At 44.1% G+C, this 25,101-nt stretch carries 27 protein-coding genes and 1 tRNA gene; 23 read left to right on the top strand and 5 right to left on the bottom strand.

All coding sequences use genetic code 11. The features are described 5' to 3' along the window. Positions 1–23: 23 nt before the first annotated feature. Both epmA and RTS10_RS09925 read left to right on the top strand, forming a co-directional pair. On the top strand, positions 24–989 hold the full coding sequence (gene epmA, locus RTS10_RS09930; protein WP_203171530.1) for an EF-P lysine aminoacylase EpmA: 966 nt from the start codon (positions 24–26) through the stop codon (positions 987–989). A gap of 30 nt (positions 990–1,019) precedes the next feature. Continuing rightward, entirely contained in the window at positions 1,020–1,496 is a 477-nt protein-coding gene (locus RTS10_RS09925; protein ID WP_203171531.1) for a DMT family transporter, read from the top strand. Between the two features lie 13 nt (positions 1,497–1,509). Here RTS10_RS09925 and RTS10_RS09920 read toward each other — a convergent pair whose 3' ends face one another. The 5 genes from RTS10_RS09920 to RTS10_RS09900 form a co-directional block, all read right to left on the bottom strand. Further along, entirely contained in the window at positions 1,510–2,193 is a 684-nt protein-coding gene (locus RTS10_RS09920) for a hypothetical protein (protein ID WP_284034312.1), read from the bottom strand. Positions 2,194–2,199: 6 nt separating this feature from the next. Beyond that, positions 2,200–2,649, bottom strand: coding sequence for a YaiI/YqxD family protein (locus RTS10_RS09915; protein ID WP_312540178.1), 450 nt, complete (start codon positions 2,647–2,649; stop codon positions 2,200–2,202). A 30-nt stretch (positions 2,650–2,679) separates the two neighbouring features. After that, positions 2,680–3,012: a protein tyrosine phosphatase family protein gene (locus RTS10_RS09910; protein WP_050323982.1), complete on the bottom strand. Its 333-nt coding sequence runs from the start codon at positions 3,010–3,012 to the stop codon at positions 2,680–2,682. A 75-nt stretch (positions 3,013–3,087) separates the two neighbouring features. Further along, positions 3,088–4,803, bottom strand: a complete 1,716-nt coding sequence (locus RTS10_RS09905; RefSeq protein ID WP_312540158.1) for a SulP family inorganic anion transporter — start codon at positions 4,801–4,803, stop codon at positions 3,088–3,090. Positions 4,804–4,881: 78 nt separating this feature from the next. Beyond that, entirely contained in the window at positions 4,882–5,190 is a 309-nt protein-coding gene (locus RTS10_RS09900; RefSeq protein ID WP_312540177.1) for a metalloregulator ArsR/SmtB family transcription factor, read from the bottom strand. 298 nt (positions 5,191–5,488) lie between these two features. Between RTS10_RS09900 and RTS10_RS09895 the strand changes: the two genes are divergently transcribed. The 21 genes from RTS10_RS09895 (at position 5,489) to rpoB (ending at position 25,085) form a co-directional block, all read left to right on the top strand. Further along, on the top strand, positions 5,489–6,370 hold the full coding sequence (locus tag RTS10_RS09895) for an MBL fold metallo-hydrolase (protein ID WP_309593031.1): 882 nt from the start codon (positions 5,489–5,491) through the stop codon (positions 6,368–6,370). An 18-nt stretch (positions 6,371–6,388) separates the two neighbouring features. Further along, positions 6,389–6,811, top strand: a complete 423-nt coding sequence (locus tag RTS10_RS09890; protein WP_203171535.1) for a YgaP family membrane protein — start codon at positions 6,389–6,391, stop codon at positions 6,809–6,811. A 129-nt stretch (positions 6,812–6,940) separates the two neighbouring features. Then, positions 6,941–7,585, top strand: coding sequence for a phosphoribosylanthranilate isomerase (locus RTS10_RS09885; RefSeq protein ID WP_178086220.1), 645 nt, complete (start codon positions 6,941–6,943; stop codon positions 7,583–7,585). A gap of 94 nt (positions 7,586–7,679) precedes the next feature. Beyond that, positions 7,680–8,432, top strand: a complete 753-nt coding sequence (locus RTS10_RS09880; RefSeq protein WP_312523511.1) for an SDR family NAD(P)-dependent oxidoreductase — start codon at positions 7,680–7,682, stop codon at positions 8,430–8,432. A 16-nt stretch (positions 8,433–8,448) separates the two neighbouring features. Then, positions 8,449–9,675, top strand: coding sequence for a tryptophan synthase subunit beta (gene trpB, locus RTS10_RS09875; protein ID WP_036601146.1), 1,227 nt, complete (start codon positions 8,449–8,451; stop codon positions 9,673–9,675). Positions 9,676–9,703: 28 nt separating this feature from the next. Then, positions 9,704–9,928, top strand: coding sequence for a hypothetical protein (locus RTS10_RS09870; RefSeq protein ID WP_312535800.1), 225 nt, complete (start codon positions 9,704–9,706; stop codon positions 9,926–9,928). Continuing rightward, the gene (locus tag RTS10_RS09865; protein WP_312535803.1) at positions 9,922–10,314 is read left to right on the top strand and encodes a type II toxin-antitoxin system VapC family toxin; all 393 of its coding nucleotides are present in this window, start codon (positions 9,922–9,924) and stop codon (positions 10,312–10,314) included. The genes RTS10_RS09870 and RTS10_RS09865 overlap by 7 nt, the downstream gene beginning before the upstream one ends. A 123-nt stretch (positions 10,315–10,437) precedes the next feature. Next, entirely contained in the window at positions 10,438–11,031 is a 594-nt protein-coding gene (locus tag RTS10_RS09860; protein WP_312535806.1) for a hypothetical protein, read from the top strand. 37 nt (positions 11,032–11,068) lie between these two features. Continuing rightward, positions 11,069–11,887 (top strand): tryptophan synthase subunit alpha, encoded by an 819-nt coding sequence (gene trpA, locus RTS10_RS09855; protein WP_312535808.1) that lies wholly within the window; start codon positions 11,069–11,071, stop codon positions 11,885–11,887. Between the two features lie 148 nt (positions 11,888–12,035). Beyond that, a complete protein-coding gene (gene accD, locus RTS10_RS09850) occupies positions 12,036–12,941 on the top strand; it encodes an acetyl-CoA carboxylase, carboxyltransferase subunit beta (protein WP_007116404.1) in 906 nt (301 codons plus the stop codon). Between the two features lie 24 nt (positions 12,942–12,965). After that, on the top strand, positions 12,966–14,315 hold the full coding sequence (gene folC, locus RTS10_RS09845; protein ID WP_312540157.1) for a bifunctional tetrahydrofolate synthase/dihydrofolate synthase: 1,350 nt from the start codon (positions 12,966–12,968) through the stop codon (positions 14,313–14,315). Positions 14,316–14,477: 162 nt separating this feature from the next. Then, a complete protein-coding gene (locus RTS10_RS09840) occupies positions 14,478–15,812 on the top strand; it encodes an SPOR and LysM peptidoglycan-binding domain-containing protein (protein ID WP_312540156.1) in 1,335 nt (444 codons plus the stop codon). A 165-nt stretch (positions 15,813–15,977) separates the two neighbouring features. Then, the gene (locus tag RTS10_RS09835; RefSeq protein WP_312540154.1) at positions 15,978–16,490 is read left to right on the top strand and encodes a DUF2726 domain-containing protein; all 513 of its coding nucleotides are present in this window, start codon (positions 15,978–15,980) and stop codon (positions 16,488–16,490) included. A gap of 73 nt (positions 16,491–16,563) precedes the next feature. After that, positions 16,564–16,639: transfer RNA gene (locus RTS10_RS09830), tRNA-Trp, on the top strand. A gap of 73 nt (positions 16,640–16,712) precedes the next feature. Next, entirely contained in the window at positions 16,713–17,180 is a 468-nt protein-coding gene (gene secE, locus RTS10_RS09825; RefSeq protein ID WP_138018876.1) for a preprotein translocase subunit SecE, read from the top strand. Between the two features lie 139 nt (positions 17,181–17,319). Further along, positions 17,320–17,850, top strand: a complete 531-nt coding sequence (gene nusG, locus RTS10_RS09820; protein WP_007116399.1) for a transcription termination/antitermination protein NusG — start codon at positions 17,320–17,322, stop codon at positions 17,848–17,850. 198 nt (positions 17,851–18,048) lie between these two features. Continuing rightward, on the top strand, positions 18,049–18,480 hold the full coding sequence (gene rplK / locus RTS10_RS09815) for a 50S ribosomal protein L11 (RefSeq protein ID WP_036597691.1): 432 nt from the start codon (positions 18,049–18,051) through the stop codon (positions 18,478–18,480). Beyond that, entirely contained in the window at positions 18,481–19,179 is a 699-nt protein-coding gene (gene rplA, locus RTS10_RS09810) for a 50S ribosomal protein L1 (RefSeq protein ID WP_036597694.1), read from the top strand. Between the two features lie 298 nt (positions 19,180–19,477). Next, positions 19,478–19,987, top strand: coding sequence for a 50S ribosomal protein L10 (rplJ, locus tag RTS10_RS09805; RefSeq protein ID WP_007116396.1), 510 nt, complete (start codon positions 19,478–19,480; stop codon positions 19,985–19,987). A gap of 69 nt (positions 19,988–20,056) precedes the next feature. Continuing rightward, positions 20,057–20,428 carry a 50S ribosomal protein L7/L12 gene (gene rplL, locus RTS10_RS09800; RefSeq protein WP_036597696.1) on the top strand — a complete coding sequence of 124 codons (372 nt, stop codon included), beginning with the start codon at positions 20,057–20,059 and terminating at the stop codon, positions 20,426–20,428. Between the two features lie 538 nt (positions 20,429–20,966). Further along, on the top strand, positions 20,967–25,085 hold the full coding sequence (gene rpoB, locus RTS10_RS09795) for a DNA-directed RNA polymerase subunit beta (protein ID WP_312522117.1): 4,119 nt from the start codon (positions 20,967–20,969) through the stop codon (positions 25,083–25,085). The last annotated feature ends 16 nt before the right edge of the window (positions 25,086–25,101 follow it).

Genomic DNA, 25,101 nt, shown 5'->3' with positions numbered 1-25,101 from the left:
CAAATCCACCTATCCAAACTGCTATGTCAACCACTTATCAACCTACTTGCACCCTACAAACCGCCCAAGCCCGTGCTGCGATGTACGCCACCATTCGCCAGTTTTTTGCCGAGCGACAGGTGCTAGAAGTGCAAACCCCAGTGATGTCACAGGCGGGCAATACCGATATATTTTTGCAATCCGTCTCTAGCAATGTCACTGTGGCCGACCATCCAACAACCTATTATCTGCACACCTCACCCGAATTTGCCATGAAGCGTCTATTGGCAGCTTGGCAAGTACCGATGTACCAAATTTGCCCCGTGTTTCGCGACAACGAAATTGGCAGCCGCCACAACATTGAATTTACCATGCTCGAATGGTACCGTCCCAATTTTAGTTTGGATGAACTGGCAAAAGAAACCAATGATTTGGTGTCCGCGGTACTCGGCTATCCGGTGATTTTTGACCATTATCGCTATGTGGATGCCTTTATGGATTTTGTCAAAATTCATCCCTTCAATGCCAGTTGCGATACCCTCAAAGCCATCGCCAAAGATAATGATCTTAACATTGATTTGGGGGAGGATCACCAAGGCTGGTTAGATTTATTATTTAGTCATTTGGTGGAACCTAATTTGGGAAAAGCGCTACCGACACTCATCTACGATTATCCTGTCGCCACTGCCGCCCTCGCCAAGACAGTCACAGACAAAGATGGCAATCGGGTGGCGAGACGCTTTGAGCTGTATATCAATGGTCTTGAAATCGCCAACGCGTATGATGAGCTGGCTGACGGACAGGCGCTGCGTCTGCGCTTTGATGAAGATAATGTGGCGCGTAAAAAACGCGGGCTACCTGTGATGCCAATTGATGAGAACCTGCTGGCAGCTTGTGATGCCCTGCCAGCTTGTAGTGGCATTGCGCTTGGCATCGATCGACTGCTGATGATTAAAACGGGCAAAACCCATATCCGCGATGTCATCGCTTTACCCACCCCTCACGCCTAACAGCAGTGAACTCAAAAAATAGGAATTGATATGAAACTTTGGCATTTATTTTTGGGGCTGGTGGCAGGCTTGGGCATCCCGATTCAAGCAGCGATTAATACTAGATTGGGCGCAATGTTTGGTGGTCAACCGCTAATGGCCGCATTCGTATCGTTTACGGTTGGCGCACTATTATTATTGGTGTCTTTGCTATTTGTCGATTGGCAAGCGGTGCAATCGGGTCTATCAGACATGCAAATCAGTGACTGGTGGAAATGGCTTGGCGGTGCGCTGGGCGCGTTTTTTGTCTTTGCGTCGATTTTTTTAGCGCCAAAAATCGGTGTTACCAATACGGTGTTTTTGTTTATTTTAGGTCAGCTGGTCATGGGCATGGTGGTGGATAGTTTGGGTTTATTTGGTATGCCTGTGAAAACCCTACATTGGAGTAAATTTTTGGGGATTGTATTGATGCTGGTGGGCGTATCGTTTTTTATGTTTGGACAAAAATGGTTTGTTAAGTCGTCATAAGGCTATTTTTAGGTCAATGTTCAAATCCAATCACTAATTGCTGGATGTAGTCATTGAATTTGTGTTCATCTTGCGAACCAATCATAAAGGCATTGGGAATAGACTCATCCATACCCAATAACATCACTACGCCAAAATCCTCAGCTTGAAAATAGCGCTCATGCGGCTGCCGCAGTTCGGTAATTTCATTGGCGATATGCTGTAATTTTTCATTCAAATCGGCTGGAATTGACCGTCCATCAAAATCATAAATTTGGGCATGGTGTTTTAATCCCCCATTGACGCCATTAATAATCGCTTGCGCCAGTAAGAACTCCGCTAACGGTAATTCATCAAACCAATGAATTTCGCTTTGTTCAATCGCATCAAAGTTGCGGCTCATTTGCACCATCGGGTTATGCTGCTTTTTTGGGCTTAGGGCATCTATATGAATGCCCCAAACGGCATCATCATCGCAGGTTTTGCCAATGACGAGATGGTCGCCCAAGCGTTCTAACGGCAATAAGCAAAGGTGATTAAAGCCACTATTGAGACTAGCAATATTGCCTAAAGCCAATAAATAATGATACAAACCTGCAGGTAATTGAACGCCCAAGGCCTGCTCATTTTGTTCAATCATCGCCTGACTGACACCCAGCGGTTCGGAGTGATTTTCCAGTTGATACAATAACTTAATAGCACTAATAGGGTTTAGCATAATCAACTAGCGAATCCAAGCGTTCAAAATATTGGCAAAGGCTTGTTTGTCTTTGTCGCTATAGGGGGCTTGTCCACCTTGCTGTGAAGGTTCTAACACGCCCGTACTGCGCATGGTATCCATAAAATCGCGCATATTAAGCTTTTGCTTGATGTTGTCTTTGTCATACACAAAACCGCGAGACGTGACTACTTTGGCGCCTTTTTCAATGCAGTCATTGGCGAGGGGGATATCGCTGGTGATGACCACATCACCCGCCACACACTGCGCTGCGATATAGTCATCCGCTTTGTCAAAACCGCCTTCGACCACTGTCATCTGCAAAACTGGCAACCGCGGCAAAGCAATGGCATGATTGGCGACAAAAATCGTGGTCGTCTGCGTGCGTTCCGCGGTTTTGATGATGATTTGCTTGGCAATATTGGGAATTGCGTCAGCGTCTATCCATAGGGTGATTTTTGATGTCATGGCTTTCACTAAAAAGGATTAGTCATCTAACAAATCAAGCTGTTTGGCAGACTGGAATAACACATTTGAGCGGTTGCCCGAACGGCAGAACATAAACACCGGTTTTTCTGCTTGATTAAAAATCTCGGCAAACTGCTCAACTTGCTCACGGGTTAATTGACCACCAACGACCGGTAGATAATGATAGGCGAGCCCTGCTTGCTGTGCTTCGGTAGCGATATCTGTTTGCAGTGGTTGGTTGGGCTCTTCGCCATCAGGGCGGTTGTTGATGATGGTTTTAAAGCCTTGCGCTTGAATTTGAGCAACTTGCTGTGGCTCAATTTGACCATAAAAAACAGTATTGTTTGGCATGTTGTGTTTCCTTATAAAGTTAGCGATAAAGTTAGCGTTGATTATTCATGTTTTTACTGACTGCGACAAGTATATTTATTGGGTTAATTGTTTAACCGCTTGTTGCGTACTTAAAAATACCTTGCCTGTTAATTTTTGAATCACATCGGTTTTTTCAATCACATCCATCACAGGCCCTTTGACTTCCGAAAAATGTAGGGCGATAGCTTGAGCCGCCAAATTTTGGTTTAAATTGATGAGCATATCTTGTGCCGTCAAATCGATATGATTGACTGCCGACAACATCAGTACCAGATTTTTTGTCTGTGAATGACTGGCAATCGCTTGCTCAATAAACTGTAGTACGGACTGGGCATTGCCATAAAACAGGCTTTCATCAATGCGAATGATTAACAAATCATCAAACTGGGTCACTGCATGGCGTGCAACATTACGAAAATGCCCGGTATCACCAATTTGACCCACAATCGCGATATGCGGGTGGCTGGTTTGCCAAATCAAGCCTGCAAAGGAGGCAAACAGCCCCAGCACCAAGCCAATATTTAGCCCAAACAATAACACACCGGTGAGTGCCACGCCAAATGCCAGCGCATCGAGTTTGTCATAGTGCAGCGCTTGCTTGAGTGTTTGCACATCAATCATACTGATAATCACTGACATGATAATAGCGCCCAATATGGCATAGGGGAGTGGCTCTAAAGTCTGGCTAAAAAACAGCAGCACCAATGCCATCACCAGTACCGATAACATACTGGCAAGGGGACTTTGCGCGCCTGCATCGACATTTACCGCGGTGCGTGAGAAGCCACCGACAATGGTAAACGACTGAAAAAACGCCCCTGCGATATTGGCAAAACCCAACCCTTTGAGTTCTAGATTAGCATCGTAAGCTTCATGGCGTTGTCGGGCAAATGAGCTGGCAACCGAGTTGCTAGAGACAAACGCAATCAGCGCCATCAATCCTGCTGCAGGTAATAAATTGATGAGTTCAACGGGCGAAATCTGATAAAACGGCAGCACAAAATGCGGCAAACCACTGGGTACATCCGCCACCGTGCGAATACCGATAGCGGCAAAGTTGCCAACTTGACTGGCGATAATACCGATTGCCAGCACCGCAAGGGGTAACATACGCGTGATGACCTCAATGACTTTGGCAGCCAATAAAGGCTTGAGCCAAGTTTTAAGATAATAGCGGTTGATAATTAGGACGGTGAATGCCGCAACACCGACCATCAAGGTGGGCACGTGCAACTCACGGCGATGAAACAAAAAGGTTTCAACATTCTCTAGCAGTGAATTGCCACTGATCGCGATACCTGTCACATATTTGATTTGCCCGACCAAAATCAAAATCGCCGCGCCACTAATAAACCCTGCCGTCACGCCACGGCTAATAAACTGGGTAATCCAGCCGAGCCGAAACACGCTTGCTAGCCACAATAGTGTCCCTGTTATCAGCGCCAAAAACGACGCCATAATGGCATAATGCATGGGCGGTAATTCGTTATAGGGCTGCAGCGCTTGTGCGGTCATAATCGCAGTAATCGCCACGGGACCGACGGCATTGACCGAGCTTGCGCCAATCCACGCATACACCAGTACCGGCACAATCGCTGAATATAACCCATATACAGGGGGCAACCCCGACAGCATGGCATAGCCCAAACTTTGCGGAATTACCAAAATACCCACGATAACACCCGCCAACAAATCTTGACTGAGATTTGCCTTGTTATAGTGCGTTACCCAGTGGGGTAATCGTCGCAAGTAGGCTAAATGTAATGGCAAGGTGGTTATTCCGATACAGTGGTTATTCCAATAAATTAGCGTCCGATAAATTGGCAGACTGGTTAGCTTTAGATTTAATTATTTTGTGTGACAAAAGCGATCATACAGTACATTGAGGATTGCTAAGGCATTGTCACTGGCGACTGAATAATAGATTTGTTTGCCTTCGCGGCGGGTGTTGACCAAACCATCTTTACGCAAAATTCCCAATTGCTGAGACAGACTTGGTTGACCCAGTCCCACTTTCTCTTCAAGCTGGCTCACACAATGCTCACCTTGCGTTAATTGACACAGCAGCATCAAGCGGTCAGGATGAGATAACGACTTTAACAACTGGCTGGCTTTTCCTGCAGCAGCGTGCATTTGATGGAGCATGGTTGCATCCATTGACACAGGCGCATCGGACTGCGGTTCGGCAATTTCAGACATGACTTTCCCCCAAAGTGTTTTGATGGCTGATACGCAATGGCTGATACTAAGTGCTGCTACCATCAAACTTATCACATAATTTTAAAATAAATAAACGTTTGCGCTAATACAATATATTGAAAAACATATTATAAAATAATATAATGAATTGAGCAACGCCTTGCAATGCGGCTATTATACAAAAGTATAAAGTGTTTTTTCAGTTGAAATTGCCATAAAGATATGCCAAAAGCGTTTTTAGATAACAGGAAAACTTATGAACATTCATTCTTTTTTAGACAACGACACTGAAACTTTTACCCACGTTCTAGTCGATACAGCTAGCAAACACTGTGCCATCATCGACCCCGTATTGGATTTTGACCCCGCAGCCGGCAAAATTAGCTATGACAATGCCAATAACGTCATTGGGTTTGTCAAATCACAAGGGTTGACCTTAGACTATATCATCGAAACCCACGCCCATGCCGATCATTTATCGTCCGCGCCTTATATCAAAGCGCAATTAGGCGGTAAAATAGTGATGGGTAAATATATTGATAAGGTGCAAAAAACCTTTAAAACCATTTTTAACTTTGACGACCTAGCCACCGATGCCAGTCAATTTGATATTTTGACTGAGGAAGGCACCGACCTAACACTGGGTAATTTGAGCATTACAGCCATGCATGTACCGGGTCATACCCCAGCCGATATGGCTTATAAAGTGACGGATAAAAGCGGTGACAAAGAAAAAATTGCGGTATTCGTCGGGGATACTATTTTTGCCCCTGATGTCGGCTCTGCACGCTGTGACTTTCCTCATGGTAGTGCCGAGGATTTGTATGACTCGATTCAGCGTTTATTAGCCTTGCCCGATGATACCCTGCTGTACCTTTGCCATGATTACCCACCCAAGGGCGGGCGTGAGCATATTGCAACGGTTTATGTAGGTGAGCAAAAATTACGCAATATTCATGTCAAACAAGGGACGCCTAAAGCAGAATTTGTACGAATGCGTAACCAACGTGACAAAACACTTGCAATGCCACGTTTGATTTTGCCATCAGTACAAGTTAACATCAATGCAGGTGAATTGCCAAAACCAGAAGACAATGGCGTTCGCTACCTTAAAATTCCCTTAAATCAATTATCATAAAATAAGGAAGAATCATAAATGAAAACTAATGTGGGCAACAAAGAGCGTATCGCGCGCGTGATTGCGGGTCTTGCAATCTTAAAATCGTCAAAATCAAAAAAAATGAAATTATTAGCCCTAGCGCCTTTAATATCAGGGGCGACAGGTCATTGTCCTTGTTACAGCAAGCTCGGCATCAATACCGCCAAATCAGCAGCAGATAGCAAAAAGCACGCTAAAGCGCAATCCAAAGACCATGCGAAAGATAGCGCTGATGACAAAAGCACCGTGATTGACAGTGTCATGCAAACAACTGAAACCTTAAAAGAAACAGTTCAAGAAAAAGCAGCCACGCTTAAAGAGACTGCTCAAGAAAAAATAGAAGAACTTGCAGAAGCCAAGAAAGCTGACGATGCAGACAAAGCGGAAAAGTCAGAACAATCAGAAAAAAAAGAGGCTTAATCTAGGCGGCTTTAGTTTAAGCGAATGTGACATTCGTTATAGCCTAATAAAAGACTGAGAAAAGGCATCCATTTGGGTGTCTTTTTTCGTTATACTAGCTTTTATCATTCTCAAGACAAACACAACTCAATGAAAAATACAGCGGTCAAATTTTGTGGCTTTACCCAACTTGAAGATATTACAAATGCGGTCAATCTTGGCGTCGATGCGGTGGGTTTTGTATTTTATGAGCCAAGTCCGCGCGCAGTGACCCCCGAACAAGCCTGTGAGCTTGCCAAAGCGGTGCCTGCGTTTACCACGGTGGTGGCATTGGTGGTCAATATGCCCGAGCAAGAATTGGTTTATCTATCGCATCACGTGCCGTTTGATATCGTGCAGTTTCACGGGGATGAATCGCCGCGAGAGTGCAAGCTGATGGCGGATAGAATCAATAAACGCTGGATAAAGGCATTACGCATCAGCCATGATGACACCACGGAGACGATTGTCACCCAAATCCAAGCGCTTAAAGACTTCGGCGCGTGTAGCGTGCTGCTTGATGCCTATCATCCCGATAAATTTGGCGGTACAGGTGATAGTTTTGATTGGGAAAAAATCCCCAACCACTCGCCGTTACCGATTATTCTGGCGGGGGGATTGACCGCAGACAATGTGGGTGACGCAATTACACAAACAGGCGTGTATGGCGTGGATGTCAGTGGCGGCATTGAGTCAGCAAAAGGGATTAAAAATTTGGCGAAAATGCAAAAATTTATTGAACAAACTCGCAAATAAATCGTGCAAGGATAAAGATTGCTTTTCAAATAAATTGGTATATACTAACGTACTAGTATAATAGAACGTAAGACTTTATGATGGACGAATTACTATGAATATCTTGGTCACAGGCGTAACCGCAGGGTTTGGCAAGGCGATTGCCGAATTACTCATCTCAAAAGGTCATACCGTCATCGGCACTGGTAGACGCCAAGAAAAACTGGACGAACTACAGACCCAATTAGGCGGTAACTTTATCCCGCTAAACTTTGACGTATCGGACTTGCCCGCCACCAAAACCGCGCTACAAACTTTGCCAAATGATTTGCTTACCAACATCGACGTACTGGTCAATAACGCAGGATTGGCACTCGGACTTGAACCCGCAGATAAAACAGACTTTGCTGATTGGCAACAAATGGTCAATACCAATATTCTTGGTTTGATTCATTTAACCCATGAAATTTTACCTCTCATGGTCGCCAACAACGACGGCTACATTATTAATTTAAGCTCAACCGCAGGCAGTTATCCGTATTTTGGTGGTAATGTGTATGGCGCGACCAAAGCCTTTGTGACCCAGTTTAGCCTAAACTTACGTGCCGATTTGGTCGGTAAAAATATCCGTGTCAGTAATATCGAGCCAGGACTATGTGGTGGCACAGAGTTTAGCAATATTCGTTTTCATGGCGATGACGCCAAAGCCGCCCAAGTTTATGACAGCGTGCAATATGTCACCCCACAAGATATCGCCAATATGGTGGCATGGCTGATTGAACAGCCCAAACACGTCAATATCAACCGTATCGAAGTCATGCCCACCGCACAGACCTTTGCAGGCTTAAAAGTCGTTAAAGATTTATAAAATTAGAGAGAAGATAATGAACATTCAAAACCCAACTGAAGTAAAAGACTTCAATCAATACCCAGATGCCAGCGGACATTTTGGCATTCATGGGGGACGCTTTGTCTCTGAAACCCTGATGGCAGCGCTGGAACAACTTGAGCATATCTATAACACTGCCAAAGCTGACCCCGAATTTTGGAAAGCCTTTCAAGACGACTTGGTCAATTATGTCGGCAGACCAACGCCACTTTATCATGCCAAGCGCCTAAGTGATGATATCGGTGGGGCGCAGATTTATCTTAAACGTGAAGACTTGAACCACACAGGCGCTCACAAAGTCAACAACACCATCGGTCAAGCCTTGCTTGCCAAAATGGTCGGCAAAAAACGCATCATTGCCGAGACAGGCGCAGGGCAACATGGCGTAGCAACTGCCACCATCGCGGCGCGTCTGGGCTTAGAGTGCGTGGTGTATATGGGCGCAGATGATGTCGAACGCCAAGCCATGAACGTGTATCGCATGCGTTTGCTTGGCGCAACCGTGGTACCTGTCACATCGGGTACTCGCACGCTCAAAGACGCCATGAACGAAGCCATGCGTGACTGGGTCACCAATGTCGATAGCACTTATTATGTGATTGGCACTGTCGCAGGTCCGCACCCATACCCCATGCTGGTGCGTGACTTTCAAGCCATTATCGGCAAAGAAGCCAAACTACAACACTACCAAAAAACAGGCAAACTCCCCGATGCGTTGGTCGCTTGTGTCGGTGGCGGTAGTAATGCCATCGGACTGTTTTATGACTTTTTAAATGATAAAGACGTCAAAATGTATGGTATCGAAGCCGGCGGCGATGGGGTCGAGACAGGCAACCATGCTGCACCGCTTACCGTCGGTCGAGTGGGGGTATTACATGGCAACCGCACGTATTTGATGGCAGATGATGATGGGCAGATTTTGGGGACCCATTCGATTTCGGCAGGGCTGGATTATCCTGGCGTGGGTCCTGAGCATAGTTTCTTAAAGGATATCGACCGTGTGCAGTATGTACCTTGTACTGATGAAGAAGCGATGGTGGGATTTCGTGAATGTACCCAAAAAGAAGGCATTATTCCTGCACTAGAAAGCTCGCATGCCATTGCGTATGCGTTGAAACTTGCCAAAACCATGAGCAAAGACCAGTCAATTATTGTCAATCTGTCGGGTCGTGGGGATAAAGATTTGCATACCGTCATGAAACGGGATGGGATTGAGATTTGATTTTATCAAAATAGCAAAAGGAGAAAGGATGCAAACGTTACAATTAGTAGCAACTGCTCAAGATGAAGTAATTGTAGAATTACAAGCGCTCATTAAAGCTTTTTTGCAAAATAAACCCAATGCCATTATCAAAAAAATGGAAACAGAAAGCGGTGTCGATAACGATAAACGTCAAGCAGGGATTTTAGCAGGTTACACGGCTGACCCCGCATTCTATGAGCCATTGGATGAAGCGGAATTGGCAAGATGGTAAACTGTTATTTGCTAGATACGCATGCGGCACTTTGGTGGTGGACAGAACCCGAAAATTTGAGCCGAACGGTGTTTGATATCTTAGCGGATAAAAATAATCAAATTTTTGTCAGTTCAACAAGTGTTTGGGAAATGGCAACGAAGCACCGCAAGGGCAAACTCGGTAAAGCCGAAAAAGTATTACAAGAATTTGCTCAAGTTATGCAAATTAGTGAATTTAATCATTTGCCTGTGACGTGGCAACACGCCAAACTGTCAGGGGAGTTTGAATTTACCCATGCTGACCCTTTTGATCGTATGATTGCGGCTCAAGCTTATTTGGAAGGTTTTGTGTTATTGACTAAAGATAGTGAGTTAGGCATTTTTCCTGCAAAAATTATTTGGTAAATCGGGGCATGGGCTTGGCAAAAGACGATGAAAAAATTGCCTATCCGCAAAATTGGAATGGCTTAAATTCACTCGGTTTTACATTTATAGTTATGAGAGATAAAGTTTAACGAATTAATGGGGATGATGACAAATAATACTGAAATGCAACTGCCAACTAATAGCTACAAAATAATTTATTATTTGTACATGGCTTTTGCTTTTTACTTTCTAATCGGTATTTATGCCAATTTTCACGAAGGTATTTGGGAGATTTTATACCAACTTAGTTTTAGTATGGTTTTTCTTTCAATAATGCCAGCTAGCTATTTTATATTTCAAAAAATGCGACAAGGGAATGATAGTGTTTTAGCCGATATTAGAAGTGGTATTCTGGTCATCATATTTTTGGCAATTATATTATTTCTTGGTTCATTTGAATTTAAACAGAGCTTTTATGCTGTTTTTGAGCCCACCAAAACAGCGATGGCTGATGAATACACAACCCAAATCAAAGACTATCGTGGGACGAAACAGTATTATTTGTTTTTTGATGATAAAGAAAATCCAAACTCTTGCGATAGTCATATACAAAAGTGCAAATATCAATATAAAGTGAGAATCAATAGTGGCACTTATCAAAAGATAAATAATAAACAGCAAATGGCAAAAGACAATCCTTTGAAAATATTCTATAAGCCGAAAGCTGAAATTTTAATGAAATGGGAAGCTATTTAAACTTCCCAATAAATTTACGCTAATATTAGGAAAACCTATGACCCGAATTGAAACCACCTTTAACACATTGCGAGAGCAAAACAAAAAAGCTTTAATTCCTTATGTGATGGCAGGCGACCCAAACCCAACTGTTACCGTCAGCTTACTGCATGAACTCGTTGACCACGGCGCAGACGTCATCGAAGTTGGCTTGCCATTTTCTGACCCCATGGCAGACGGTGAGACTATCGCCCTAGCAGGCGAGCGCGCATTGGCAGGTGGCACCAGTACCCGCCAAGCGATTGAGATGGTAAAAGCGTTTCGTAAAACCAACACCACCACGCCAGTGCTAGTTATGGGCTATCTGAATCCGATTGAAATCATCGGTTATGACAAGTTTATCAGCCTTTGTCAAGATGCTGGGATTGACGGTGTTTTGATGGTTGATTTACCACCACAAGAAGCGGGCGATTTTACCCAAAAACTCGCCAATTCAGCAATGAACGAAATCTTTTTACTTGCGCCAACCACCTTGCCAGAACGCCGTGAGCAAGTGCTAAAACATGGCGGTGGTTTTATCTATTATGTATCGGTCAAAGGTGTAACAGGCTCAAAAGCATTGGATGCCCAAGATGTGGGCGAGCACGTGCAAGCGATTAAAGCACAAACTGCTTTACCTGTGTGTGTTGGTTTTGGTATTCGTGATGGTGCATCGGCAAAAGCAGTCGGACAATATGCGGATGGCGTGATTGTCGGTAGTGAGCTGGTGAAAAACTTTGCGGATGTGGGCAACGATGAACAAAAAATCGCCCATGCCAAAAAAGCCATCTTGGATAAAATGGATGAGCTAAGAGAAGCGATTGACAGTCTTGAGTGATAGAATGGTTTGAGGTATTTGAGGTTAATCATTTCATTTATTGCTAAAATCAGTTAGCATACGCATTATAAAATGAGTTTGTACTTGTACACTCAAACAACTACTATTCAATAGCACTCTTAAATTGCACTGTTAATAGGGACTTATTATGAGCACTGATATGAAGCCTCAACCGATGGGACAGACATTGGAAGAAACTTGGTTAAAACGCCCATTACCCACCATCAAGCCGCGTGCCAAGCAAATACTGACGGCGGTTGAGACCGAACCATCGACTCAATGTCCCAACTGTAATTCAATCATCACCAATACAGTGCTGATTTTTAATAATTACGTATGCCCATCGTGTGACGAACATCTTAGCATGACCGCCCGCACGCGTCTGAACTGGTTTTTTGACCAAGTGGATGACGAGCTGGGTCAGCAGTACCAAGCAGGCAATCCCTTAGACTTTGTCGATAGCAAACCTTACCCAACACGGATGAGCGAAGCGCAAGCCAAGACGGGCGAAACCGAAGCACTTATCGTCATGAAAGGCAAACTCCAGCGGCTACCCGTAGTTGCCTGTGCGTTTGATTTTGCTTTTATGGGTGGCTCAATGGGCTCTGTGGTAGGCGATCGATTCGTGCTCGCTGCCGAGACGGCGCTCAAAGAACAAATCCCGCTGGTGTGTTTTGCCGCATCGGGTGGCGCCCGTATGCAAGAGGGCTTGTTATCACTCATGCAGATGGCGCGTACTGCCGCAGCGATTGAAAAACTCAAACACGCCAATATTCCTTATATTGTAGTACTGACCAATCCTGTGTATGGTGGTGTGACGGCATCGCTCGCGATGTTAGGCGATATCCATTTGGCGGAGCCCAAAGCCATGATTGGTTTTGCGGGCAAACGGGTGATTGAACAAACCGTTCGCGAAGTGCTGGGTGAGCCTTTCCAGCGCGCTGAGTTTTTGGTAGAGCATGGTGTGGTCGATCAAGTCGTCCATCGTCTGCAAATGAAAGAAACGATTCATCGCTTACTCAAAAAAATGACCTATTTTCGTCAGGCTCACTAATTCATTATTATCACGGTTTTATCCATGCAACAGTCAAGCTTACCACCCGCACTCTCATCATCCCCATTGCCGCCTAGCGTTTCAAGCTCGTTAACCGAGTGGCTAAACTACATGCAAGGCATCCATGTGTCTGCGATTGATATGGGGCTTGAGCGGGTGATACCCGTATTTCAAGCATTGGGTATAAAGCAAACCGATGCCTTTGTGTTTACCGTGGCAGGCACCAATGGCAAAGGTTCAACCACCGCCACTATTGCCGAGATTTGTCAACAAGCAGGCTATAAAACCGCTTTGTATCAATCGCCGCATTTACTGGTGTTTAACGAGCGTGTCAGAATCAATGGAAAAATGGTCGATGACCAAACTTTGATTGATGCGTTTACCAAAATCGAGCAGGCGAGGTTTGATTGTGGCTTGACGCTGTCATTTTTTGAAATGACGACGCTTGCCGCTTTTTTGATTTTTGCCCAAAACCACTGTGATGTCTGGGTATTGGAAGTGGGGTTAGGCGGTCGCCTCGATGTCGTCAATGTCATCGATCCAAACCTTGCGGTCATTACCAATGTGGGTATCGACCATGTCGAATGGCTCGGCGACACCCGTGAAAAAATAGCCGTAGAAAAAGCCGGTATTTTGCGTGATAACCTGACATTAGTGTACGGCGAAACTGATATGCCATCAACCATCGCGCCCTTGATTGCACAGCACCATGCCCATTTGCTACAGTATGGCAAAGATTACGGCTACCGCCATACTAAGGGTGGAGCGACATGGCAATATAGCAATAGCGCGGTGACTTTATCGTTGCCTATCCCCAATTTGTCTTTGCACAATACCGCAACGGCTATCACCGCCCTCCTAGCCAGCCCATTGACCATAACCCAAGACCACATTCAAGCTGCGTTACCGAAGGTAAAATTGGCAGGGCGTTTTGACAGCAGACGCATGTCAGCTCGCCAATGGGTATTTGATGTTGCCCACAATGACCATGGGATGCAGTTTTTGCTCAAGCAGTTCACGCCGTATGTACATGCTTACCAACGCCAGCATCCAACCGCCAAATTGCATTTGGTCATATCCATGCTCGCTGATAAAGACATCGAGCCTGTACTCGCCCGTCTACAGCAATTTTCCCAGACGGTTATGCCGATTGATAGTGTTCACAGCGGCGTTATATCTCACCCTAGAGCGAGTAGCCAAGAGCGCTTAACTGAGCTGTTACCGCGCTATTTTAATTCTGTATGTGTTTTTGAGGATTTGAGTTTAGCGACCCAATCGGTGATTGACCGAAGCCAAGATAATGACCTAATTTTGGTGTGTGGTTCTTTTTATACCATCAGCGGTGTACTGACCAGCCAATCACTGAGTGAATAACGAATTTGTGCGTCAAATGATTTTACTTTTCAAAATTTTCAGTTAATATCTCAACAATGGTAAAAACTGCTCACGCGAATTTTGCTATGATTAGTCAAAATTCATTGATTTTTATAGGTTGAAAAAATCATTTATCAAGACACATAAACTAGGGTAATTGGCATGAAATTTTCTAAGCAAGCATTATTGGGTACAACGGTATTGTTAGGCGGTAGCGTGTTGTTATATGCCACTATGCACCAAGTCTTAAACGCGCCTGCCAAACCTGCAGCCAATAGCCAACAAGTTATCGCTAAACCCACGACAGATAAACAATCGGCAATCAGCAACGAGCCACTCACTGCGGATGTCGCAACCGAAAAAAATTTGCTGGCACAAAAACAAAAAGAACGGGAGCAACGAGTCGCTGCGCAAGAACAACAAGCCCAGCAATACATGACCGAGCAACAGCGGATTGAAGCCAAAGCTTTAGCGCGTAGCCGTGCTGAAAATCAACTGTATGCCAACAAAAATGCCGCCAATACCAATTCGGTGGTTGCCAGCTCAGTGACCGCGATTACCCAACCTGTGGTAAAGCCCCGACCCGTTGACACGGTCGCCGCGCCACCACAAACGCAAGCTGCAGTACCCAATAGCGCACAAAATACTGCACAGAGCCAAAGCGCTGCGCAAACTAAAGTACAAGCAGCTACGCCAACGCCCACAGTGGCAGCACCCGTCGTCGCACAGCCACAGCCCGTGGCAAAAACCACCCCTAACAATACTGGTGCCTATCAAGTCAAGGCAGGCGAGGGGTTGATAGGGTTATCACGTCGCTACAATGTGCCAGTCGAGGTATTGGCAAGCGTCAATAATCTCAACACCACCAGCAACTTACGTGTCGGGCAAACTATCACCATCCCGACTGCGGCACAAGTTAACCGTATTACCCAACAAACTCAAGCGCGAGAGCAACAACGTCAAAATGAGATTGCTCGCAAAAAGCAAGAAGCTGAACAAAAAAAGCAACAGGCGCTACTGCAGCAGCAGCAAGAAGTCGCCCGTAAAAAACAAGAAGCCGCGCAAAAAGAGCAGCAAAAACAGCAAGAAATCGCTCGTAAAAAGCAAGAAGCCCAGTTAAGAGAGCAGTTAAAAGAGCAAAAACGTCAACAAGAAATCGCCCAAAAAAAATTAGAAGCTCAGCAACAAGCCCAGAAAAAACAAGCATTCCAAGCGGCACAAGACAATTTAAGGCAGGCGCGTCAGACGGTGAAACAAACGGATGTTAAAGGTACGTTTGGGGTACAAGTTGCATTGGCAACCGACCAAAAAAAAGCCAGTGAAATCACCCAAAAATTACAAGCGGCAGGCTACAAAGTCAAAACCACCCAAACGAGCAAAGGGGTACGTATTGTCGTAGGTCCAGAAAAAGGCAAAGTCGCTGCCTTGGCGCTCAAAGACAAGCTCAATAACGATAGCCGCGTGGATGTCAATAGTGGCTGGGTGCTTTACTGGTAAGCCTATTTAACCTTTTGAAGCCAAACTATGCAAACAAGGCCAAACAACCCAAACAATGCGACATTTTGTGTCGCATTGTTTGTCTATGTGCTTGTGAAAATCACCCAATAGAGGAATAATGCTCCCTTGTGGTAATTATCCTATAGATATGAGTGTGTGGTTAGTGTGACAATTTTTTTAGTGTTAGCGTTTGTGGTGTTTATCCTGTTAGTATTTGCATTTCGTAGTAGTGGTAGTAGCCGTGAAGAGGTTATTAAGCCAGTTCGGGGAGATGAATTAGCGGTATGGCCGTTTGAGCCGATGCCGATTATGACACCGACCGAAGTGATATTTTTTAATCGCTTGCAGCAAGCCGTGCCTGAGCTGATTATTTTTGGGCAAGTACAGCTATCACGTATTATCATGCCAAATGACGATGACGATACTGACCAAGGCTTTTGGTTTAATCGTATTTGCCGTATGAGTGTTGACTATGTGCTGGTCGATCAAGACAAGCAAACCGTACTATTGGCAATTGAATTAGACGACTGGACGCACAATACTCGCCGCCGTCAGCAGCAAGATGAAAAAAAAGACAAAGCGCTGTTGAGCGCAGGCATTTCGATATTACGAATCGATGGGGAAGCCATGCCGGATGCTGCACATTTACGCCGCAAAATCTTAGCGATACTAGGTTAAGATTAAAATCGCAAAAAACTGTAGAAAGTGTTGCATTCAAAAAAAAACTCGCTATAATACTCAAACTCAACATAGGCGATTAGTTCAATTGGTAGAGCGTCGGTCTCCAAAACCGAATGTTGGGGGTTCGAGTCCCTCATCGCCTGCCACATTTTAGTTAGGTTAGCGTGTACGCTGTATTCTAATAATAAAATACGTTTTAATGATAGACAGGGCAGCCTTATGAAACAAATGCTAGAGAACAAACTAGCAGAGCTCAATGGCAAAAGGATGTCTGGTGAAAAAGTGGTTGTCCACGAACCTGCTGCTATTGAGATTGCCAAACGACACTCCCCTAAAGATTTTGCCCTGTGGATTTTTGCTTTTGTCGCATTAATCAGCGCAACTTTAGTCAATCAATATTTACCCGCATATTGGCAACCCGCTAGCAGTTTATGGACGCGCGTGGCTGTTATTGCTGGACTAATCATTGCTGCATTATTGGCACTGGCATTGACCAACCAAGGCAGTGCTTTTAAGACACTTTTGCAAGATTCCCGCGTTGAATTACGCCGTGTGACTTGGCCGACCAAACAAGAAACCCTTGAATATACTTGGCAAGTTGCGGTAGTGGCTGGGATATTAGCCTTTATCGTGTGGTTATTAGATACCGTATTTAGCCAGTTGATTCAATACGTCATTGGTCAATAGCAAAAATTTAGCCAAACCCTTTTATTTGACCCACATCTGTGGGTTTTTATCTATCTAGCAATATCAATATTTTACCTGCATTGCTCATATTTGGTATAGTAGGCGATGTGTTTAGCAATGAATTAGAGGAAGATTATCCATGCGTTGGTATATCGTACAAGCATTTTCAGGCTTTGAAAAACAAGTGCAGCGTTCATTGATTGAACGTATCAATCGCAGCGAATACAAAGAATCGTTTGGTCAAGTACTCGTCCCAACCGAAGAAGTTATCGAAATGCGGGATGGCAAAAAACGCAAATCTGAGCGTAAATTCTTCCCAGGTTACGTATTGATTGAAATGGATATGAACGACAACACATGGCACTTAGTTAAAGACTGTCCACGTGTGATGGGTTTTATTGGCGGTACGCCAGAAAATCCTGCGCCGATTACCCCAAAAGAAGCCGATACCATTTTGAATCGTTTAAATACCAACGAAAATAAACCGCGTCCAAAAACCTTATTTGAGCCAGGTGAAGAAGTATTGGTTATCGATGGTCCGTTTACCGAGTTTAGAGGCTTGGTGGAAAAAGTGGATTACGAAAAATCACGCTTACAGTTGACTGTCAATGTCTTTAACCGTCCAACACCGGTTGAGTTAGAATTTAAGCAAGTAGAAAAAATTAACTAATTTTTAATTTGAATCTACTAATAAAATTGTAACTAAGTGCCAAATTTAGCAATTTTTGCTTTACCTAAGTAAAAATTCGCTTATAATATGGCACTTTATTTTTTCTGTTGTCTGCAAGATTGACAATATCACCCGGGGAGCCAGATAGCCATTCGATGAGTGGGAGTCTAGCGCTATTACCCATAACAGGAGTCTATCATGGCTAAAAAGATTGATGGTTACATCAAACTACAAGTGCCAGCTGGTAAAGCTAATCCATCACCACCTATCGGTCCAGCATTGGGTCAAAAAGGTGTGAACATCATGGCATTCTGTAAAGAGTTCAACGCAGCTACTTCTAGCATGGAACCAGGTCTACCTGTTCCCGTTGAAATCACGGTTTACAACGACAAATCGTTCACCTTCATCATGAAGTCACCACCAGCGGCGTTCTTAATTCGCAAAGCTGCAGGTGCTGCTAAAGGTTCAGGCGTACCGAACAAAACTAAAGTAGGTAAAGTTGACCGTGCACAGTTAGAAGAAATTGCTAACACTAAAAATGCTGACTTAACTGCTGCTGACTTAGAAGCTGCGGTTCGCACATTGGCGGGTACTGCTCGCTCAATGGGTATTGACGTGGAGGGCGTGTAAATGGCTAAATTAACTAAACGTCAAAAAGCAATCGCTGAAAGCTATGATGCGAACAAACAATACACATTGGCTGAAGCGGTGGAAATCCTAAATAAATTACCACCTGCAAAATTCAAAGAGTCAATCGATATTGCTATCAATCTAGGCGTTGACCCACGTAAATCTGACCAAGTGGTTCGTGGTGCTACTAACCTACCTGCAGGTACCGGTAAAACCAAACGTGTTGCCGTGTTTGCACAAGGTGCAGCAGCTGATGCAGCAAAAGAAGCGGGTGCTGATATCGTAGGTTTTGAAGACCTAGCAGAAAGCATCAAAGCAGGTAACATGGACTTTGATGTTGTGATTGCGTCGCCTGATGCAATGCGCGTTGTTGGTCAATTAGGTACAATTTTAGGTCCACGTGGTTTAATGCCAAACCCTAAAGTAGGTACAGTTACCCCTAACGTTGCTGAAGCGGTTAAAAACACCAAAGCGGGTCAGGCAACTTACCGTGTTGATAAAGCGGGTATTATCCATACTACAATTGGTCAAGTAGGCTTTAGCGCTGAACAAATCGAGCAAAATGCGTCTGCATTAATCGCTGATTTGAAAAAAGCAAAACCTGCGACCTCAAAAGGTATTTATATCAAAAAAATCACCCTATCAAGCACGATGGGTCCTGGCATCAACTTAGATGCAGTTCCTTATCGTAATGCCTAAGCTTTAAAGCTTAATGGTGAATTTTTAACATATTATAAATTTAGTTCAGCACAAACGGGTTGTGCTGTCTAAGACCGTAGGTTCTATTGGTTTAATCATAATTCTATTGGTTTAATCGTAAATAGTTTAATTGTGAAAGTTTTTCACAGCCTACGCAGACGGGATGGCAGTTTAATTTATCATTGACTGCCACCGTATCGGAGTGATAATAAGTTGTAATTTAACTTATTATATTAACTAAGTTTATTGGTGCCCTAAGTTAATCATAACTAGGAAACTGATAATATGGAGACAACCCATGGCATTAAATCTTCAAGACAAACAAGCGATTGTTGCTGAAGTAAGTGAATCTGCCAAAGGTGCCCTTTCTGCTGTTGTTGCCGATGCTCGTGGCGTGACAGTAGGTAAAATGACCCAGCTACGTAAAGAAGCTCGTGCAGCGGGTGTTGATATGCGTATCGTGCGTAATACTTTATTACGTCGTGCCTTAGAAGACACTAACTACACTGTGTTAAATGACGTATTTGTAGGTCCAACACTTATCGCATTCTCAACTGAACATCCAGGTGCTGCGGCACGTTTGTTCAAAGAATTTGCTAAAACAAACGATAAGTTTGAAATTAAAGGCGCAGCTTTTGAAGGCGAGTTTATCGCTGCTAAAGATATCGATCGTTTAGCAAGCTTACCAACTTACGACGAAGCGATTGCGCGCTTAATGGGTACGATGAAAGAAGCCGCTGCAGGCAAATTTGTTCGTACTTTGGCAGCATTACGCGACAAAATGCAAGGTGAAGGCGAAGCAGCTTAATTTATTTAAGCAAACTCACCTACGCTTAGCATTTTTTAAACCAAATTCACTTATTTAGGAATACACATCATGGCATTAACTAACCAAGAAATTCTTGATGCAATCGCTGAAAAATCAGTAATGGAAATTGTAGATCTTATCTCTGCAATGGAAGAAAAATTTGGCGTATCAGCCGCTGCACTAGCAGCAGCACCTGCAGCAGCCGGTGACGCACCTGCAGCAGAAGAAAAAGACGACTTCAACGTCGTATTAACTGGCGCTGGCGACAAGAAAGTAGCTGTTATTAAAGCAGTTCGCGAAATCACTGGCTTGGGCTTAAAAGAAGCTAAAGACCTAGTTGAAGGCGCACCACAAACTGTTAAAGAAGGCGTAGCGAAAGCTGAAGCTGAAGAATTGAAGAAAAAATTAGAAGAAGCAGGCGCATCAGTAGAATTGAAATAATTCTCGCACCTAAGTTTTCTAAACTTCAAAAAGCCATTATTGCACTTGCAATAATGGCTTTTTTTTATTATAATCATTCTCTTGACCTTTCGTGTCTGATTGAATATAAGATGGCACACGCACCAAGGACAGAATTGTTCCATGCAAGTTAGAAAGTCTGGTAATGCGTAAAAAAACTTGAGCTAAATACCCCAAAGGTGTTTGGCTTTTTGTCGTCTCTACAGTTTTTGTTTGTATCGATTTTATATTATATCGCTGATTGGGTTATGCATCCTGTGATGATTAACTTATCCGCTGATTGAGCAAGGTTTTAAGATTTCCGTTAGGAAATTGGATTTAAGTTGGTGACCTAAGACTGTAGGGATTGGGTCATCAAATCTTTTAAAAATAGATTCCATCGTTAATAAATGCGCAAAAAACTTAATTTCCTAACAGGAAATGTGGTGATTTGTGGCTTTATCAGTGCACAGCAGTATCAGTGCACTGAAGTATTGATAGATGGGTAGGCATTAACGCTTTGAATGTTTAAGGACTTTTAATGGCATACTCGTATACTGAAAAAAAACGCATTCGTAAAAGTTTTGCAAAGTTGCCCACCGTCATGGACGTGCCATACTTATTGGCCATCCAAGTTGACTCGTATGAGCAATTTTTGCAAGAAAATAAAAAGCCAAAAGGTCGGGAAAACATTGGTTTACAAGCCGCTTTTAATTCTATTTTCCCTATTGAAAGCCATACTGGCAATGCCGAGCTACAATTTGTTGAATACTATCTAGGTGCACCAGAGTTTGATGTGCGCGAATGTATTTTACGTGGTTCAACCTATGCAGCGCCATTACGTGTCAAAATCCGTTTGGTCATCAAAGACAAAGATGTCAAAGACAAAGATGCCAAAGCGGCAATTAAAGATATCCGTGAACAAAGCGTCTATATGGGTGAAATCCCATTGATGACCGAAAACGGTACTTTTGTGATTAATGGTACTGAGCGTGTCATCGTATCGCAGTTACACCGTTCACCAGGGGTATTCTTTGACCATGACAAAGGCAAATCACATTCAAGTGGTAAAGTGTTGTATAACGCCCGTATTATTCCTTACCGTGGTTCATGGTTAGACTTTGAATTTGATGCCAAAGACTTGGTGTTTGCTCGTATTGACCGTCGTCGTAAATTATTGGCAACAGTGATTTTGCATGCCATTGGGATGAATACACAGCAAATTTTAGATGCGTTTTATGAAAAAACCCACGTCTATAAAGGTGATGAGCAATTTGAAATCGATCTTGTCACTGACCGTTTACGCGGTGAAATGGCGCAGTTTGAAATCGTTTCACCTGATGGCGAAGTGATTGTCGAACAGGGCAAACGTATCAACGCGCGCGCGATTCGTAAAATCGAACAAGCCGGTATGACTAAATTGCCTGTGCCTGATGAATACCTGTATGAACGTATTTTGGCACAAGATATCGTTGTGGATGATGAAGTCATTGCACGCGCTAACCAATTGCTTGACCACGAGACTTTGGTCAAAATCAGCAATAACGGTATTAAAGAATTTGATATCTTATTCACTAACGATATCGATCATGGTTCATACATCGCCGATACACTGCGCGCGGATACTGCGATGAGCCGTGAAGAAGCGTTGATTGAAATATACAAAGTGATGCGTCCAGGTGAACCACCAACACTCGATACGGCTGAAAAACTGTTTGAATCGATGTTTTTTAACGCAGACCGCTATGATTTATCAAATGTCGGTCGCATGAAGTTCAACCGTCGTTTGGGCCGTGCCTATGAGCCAACCAATGACCCTGATGTGCAGCGTGAACGCAGTGTGTTGACCAACGAAGATATTATTGACGTATTAAAAATGTTGATTGAAATTCGTGATGGTCGTGGGGTAGTGGACGATATTGACCATTTAGGTAACCGCCGTGTCCGTTCAGTCGGTGAGATGACAGAAAATCAATTTCGCGTGGGTCTAGTCCGTGTTGAGCGTGCTGTTAAAGAGCGTTTAAGCTCAGCTGAAACAGATAACTTATCACCACAAGATTTGATCAACTCAAAACCTGTGGCAGCCGCCATTAAAGAGTTCTTTGGTTCATCACAATTGTCACAATTCATGGACCAAAACAACCCGTTGTCAGAAATCACCCATAAGCGTCGTGTTTCTGCATTAGGTCCAGGTGGTTTAACACGTGAACGTGCAGGCTTTGAAGTCCGTGACGTACACCAAACCCATTATGGTCGTGTGTGTCCGATTGAAACCCCTGAGGGTCCAAACATCGGTCTAATCAACTCACTAGCTGTTTATGCTAAAACCAATGAATTTGGTTTCTTAGAAACTCCGTATCGTAAAGTAGTCGACGGTAAAGTAACGGATGAAATCGAGTATTTATCAGCGATTGAAGAAGTGGGTACTGTGATTGCACAAGCGGATTCGCCGATTGATGAAAGCGGTCAATTGACAGAAGATTATGTCTCTGTGCGTAACTATGGTGAATTTGTACGTATGGCACCAGAGAAAGTGACCCATATGGACGTATCACCGCGTCAGGTTGTGTCTGTGGCAGCAAGTTTGATTCCATTCTTGGAACATGATGATGCCAACCGTGCCTTGATGGGTTCAAACATGCAGCGCCAAGCGGTACCCACTTTACGGTCGGATAAACCACTGGTTGGAACGGGTATGGAACGTCACGTTGCCCGTGACTCCGGTGTGTGTGTGACTGCCAAACGTGGCGGCGTCATTATGGACGTGGATGCGAGCCGTGTCGTTGTAAAAGTGAATGAAGATGAAATGCAAGCGGGCGAAGCGGGTATTGATATCTACAACTTAATCAAATACACCCGTTCAAACCAAAATACCTGTATTAACCAACGCATTATCGTCAACCAAGGTGATGTCATTGCGCGCGGGGATATCTTGGCAGATGGTCCATCAACCGATTTGGGTGAGTTGGCATTGGGTCAAAACATGCGTGTGGCGTTTATGCCTTGGAACGGTTATAACTTCGAAGACTCGATTTTGTTATCGGAGCGTGTGGTTAAAGAAGATCGTTTTACCACCATCCATATCCAAGAATTAACCTGTGTGGCGCGTGATACCAAATTGGGTACGGAAGAAATCACTGGCGATATTCCAAACGTGGGTGAAGCAGCCCTAGCTAATTTGGATGAAGCAGGTATCGTCTATATTGGTGCGGAAGTACAAGGTGGCGATATCTTGGTGGGTAAAGTGACACCAAAAGGTGAAACGCAGCTCACCCCTGAAGAAAAACTACTTCGTGCAATTTTTGGTGAAAAAGCCGCGGACGTTAAAGATACGTCGTTGCGAGTGCCTTCTTCTACCAAAGGTACGGTGATTGACGTCCAAGTCTTTACCCGTGATGGTGTAGAAAAAGACAGCCGTGCGCAAGCTATCGAAAAAGCCCAGCTTGATAGCTATCGTAAAGACTTAAAAGAAGAATTGCGTATCTTTGAAAACGCCGCACGCGGTCGCATTATTTCATTGCTTGACGGTCAGACTGTCAGTGGTGGCGCGGGCTTAAAATCAGGTACGGTATTGAGTGAAGACTCAATGCAAGACATGTCACTTGAAACATTGCTGGATATTCAGCCAACCCAAGAAGATACCGCAGAGCGTTTATCACAAATTGGTGACTTTTTAACCGATAAACAAAAAGAAATCGATGAAAAATTCACTGAGAAAAAACGCAAATTAACGGCAGGTGATGACTTAACGCATGGTGTGCAAAAAATCGTCAAAGTGTATTTGGCAGTAAAACGTCGTATTCAGCCAGGTGACAAAATGGCGGGTCGTCATGGTAACAAAGGGGTGGTATCACGTATCATGCCGATTGAAGACATGCCATATGATGAAAACGGCAACCCAGTGGATGTGGTACTAAACCCACTCGGTGTACCATCGCGGATGAACGTCGGTCAGATTCTAGAAACTCACTTAGGCGGTGCAGCACGTGGTTTGGGCATCAAGATTGATGAGATGATCAAACAACAAGCGGCAGTTGCTGAGTTACGTGATTTCTTAGACAAAATCTACAACCAAATTGGCGGCGAGCAAGTGGACTTAGGCAGCATCAGTGATGAAGAAATCATTGCGATGTCAAAAAATCTACGTGCGGGCGTACCAATGGGTACCGCAGTATTTGATGGCGCTAAAGAACAGCAAATCAAAGGCTTGCTAGAATTAGCGGGTATGCCAACCTCAGGTCAACAAGTATTGTTTGATGGTCGTACCGGTCAACAATTTGATCGTCCGGTGACCGTAGGTTACATGTACATGCTCAAACTCAACCACTTGGTTGACGACAAAATGCACGCACGTTCAACGGGTTCTTACTCACTGGTTACCCAGCAGCCATTGGGTGGTAAAGCCCAGTTTGGTGGTCAGCGCTTCGGTGAGATGGAAGTTTGGGCACTTGAAGCTTACGGTGCTGCTTATACATTGCAAGAGATGTTGACGGTGAAATCCGATGACGTGGAAGGTCGTACCCGCATGTACAAAAACATCGTCGATGGTGAACAGAACATGTCAGCTGGTATGCCAGAATCGTTCAACGTATTGACCAAAGAGATTAAGTCATTGGGTATCAATATTGAGTTAAAAGATCATAGCAAAAGTAAAAACTAAGTCATGATTGTGAGTA

It is taken from the genome of Moraxella sp. CTOTU47616, assembly GCF_032017465.1.
In the GTDB taxonomy this organism is placed as follows: domain Bacteria; phylum Pseudomonadota; class Gammaproteobacteria; order Pseudomonadales; family Moraxellaceae; genus Faucicola; species Faucicola tetraodonis.
The sequence above is the reverse complement of the archived record's forward strand: the minus strand, read 5'-3'. Positions and strand labels throughout refer to the sequence as shown.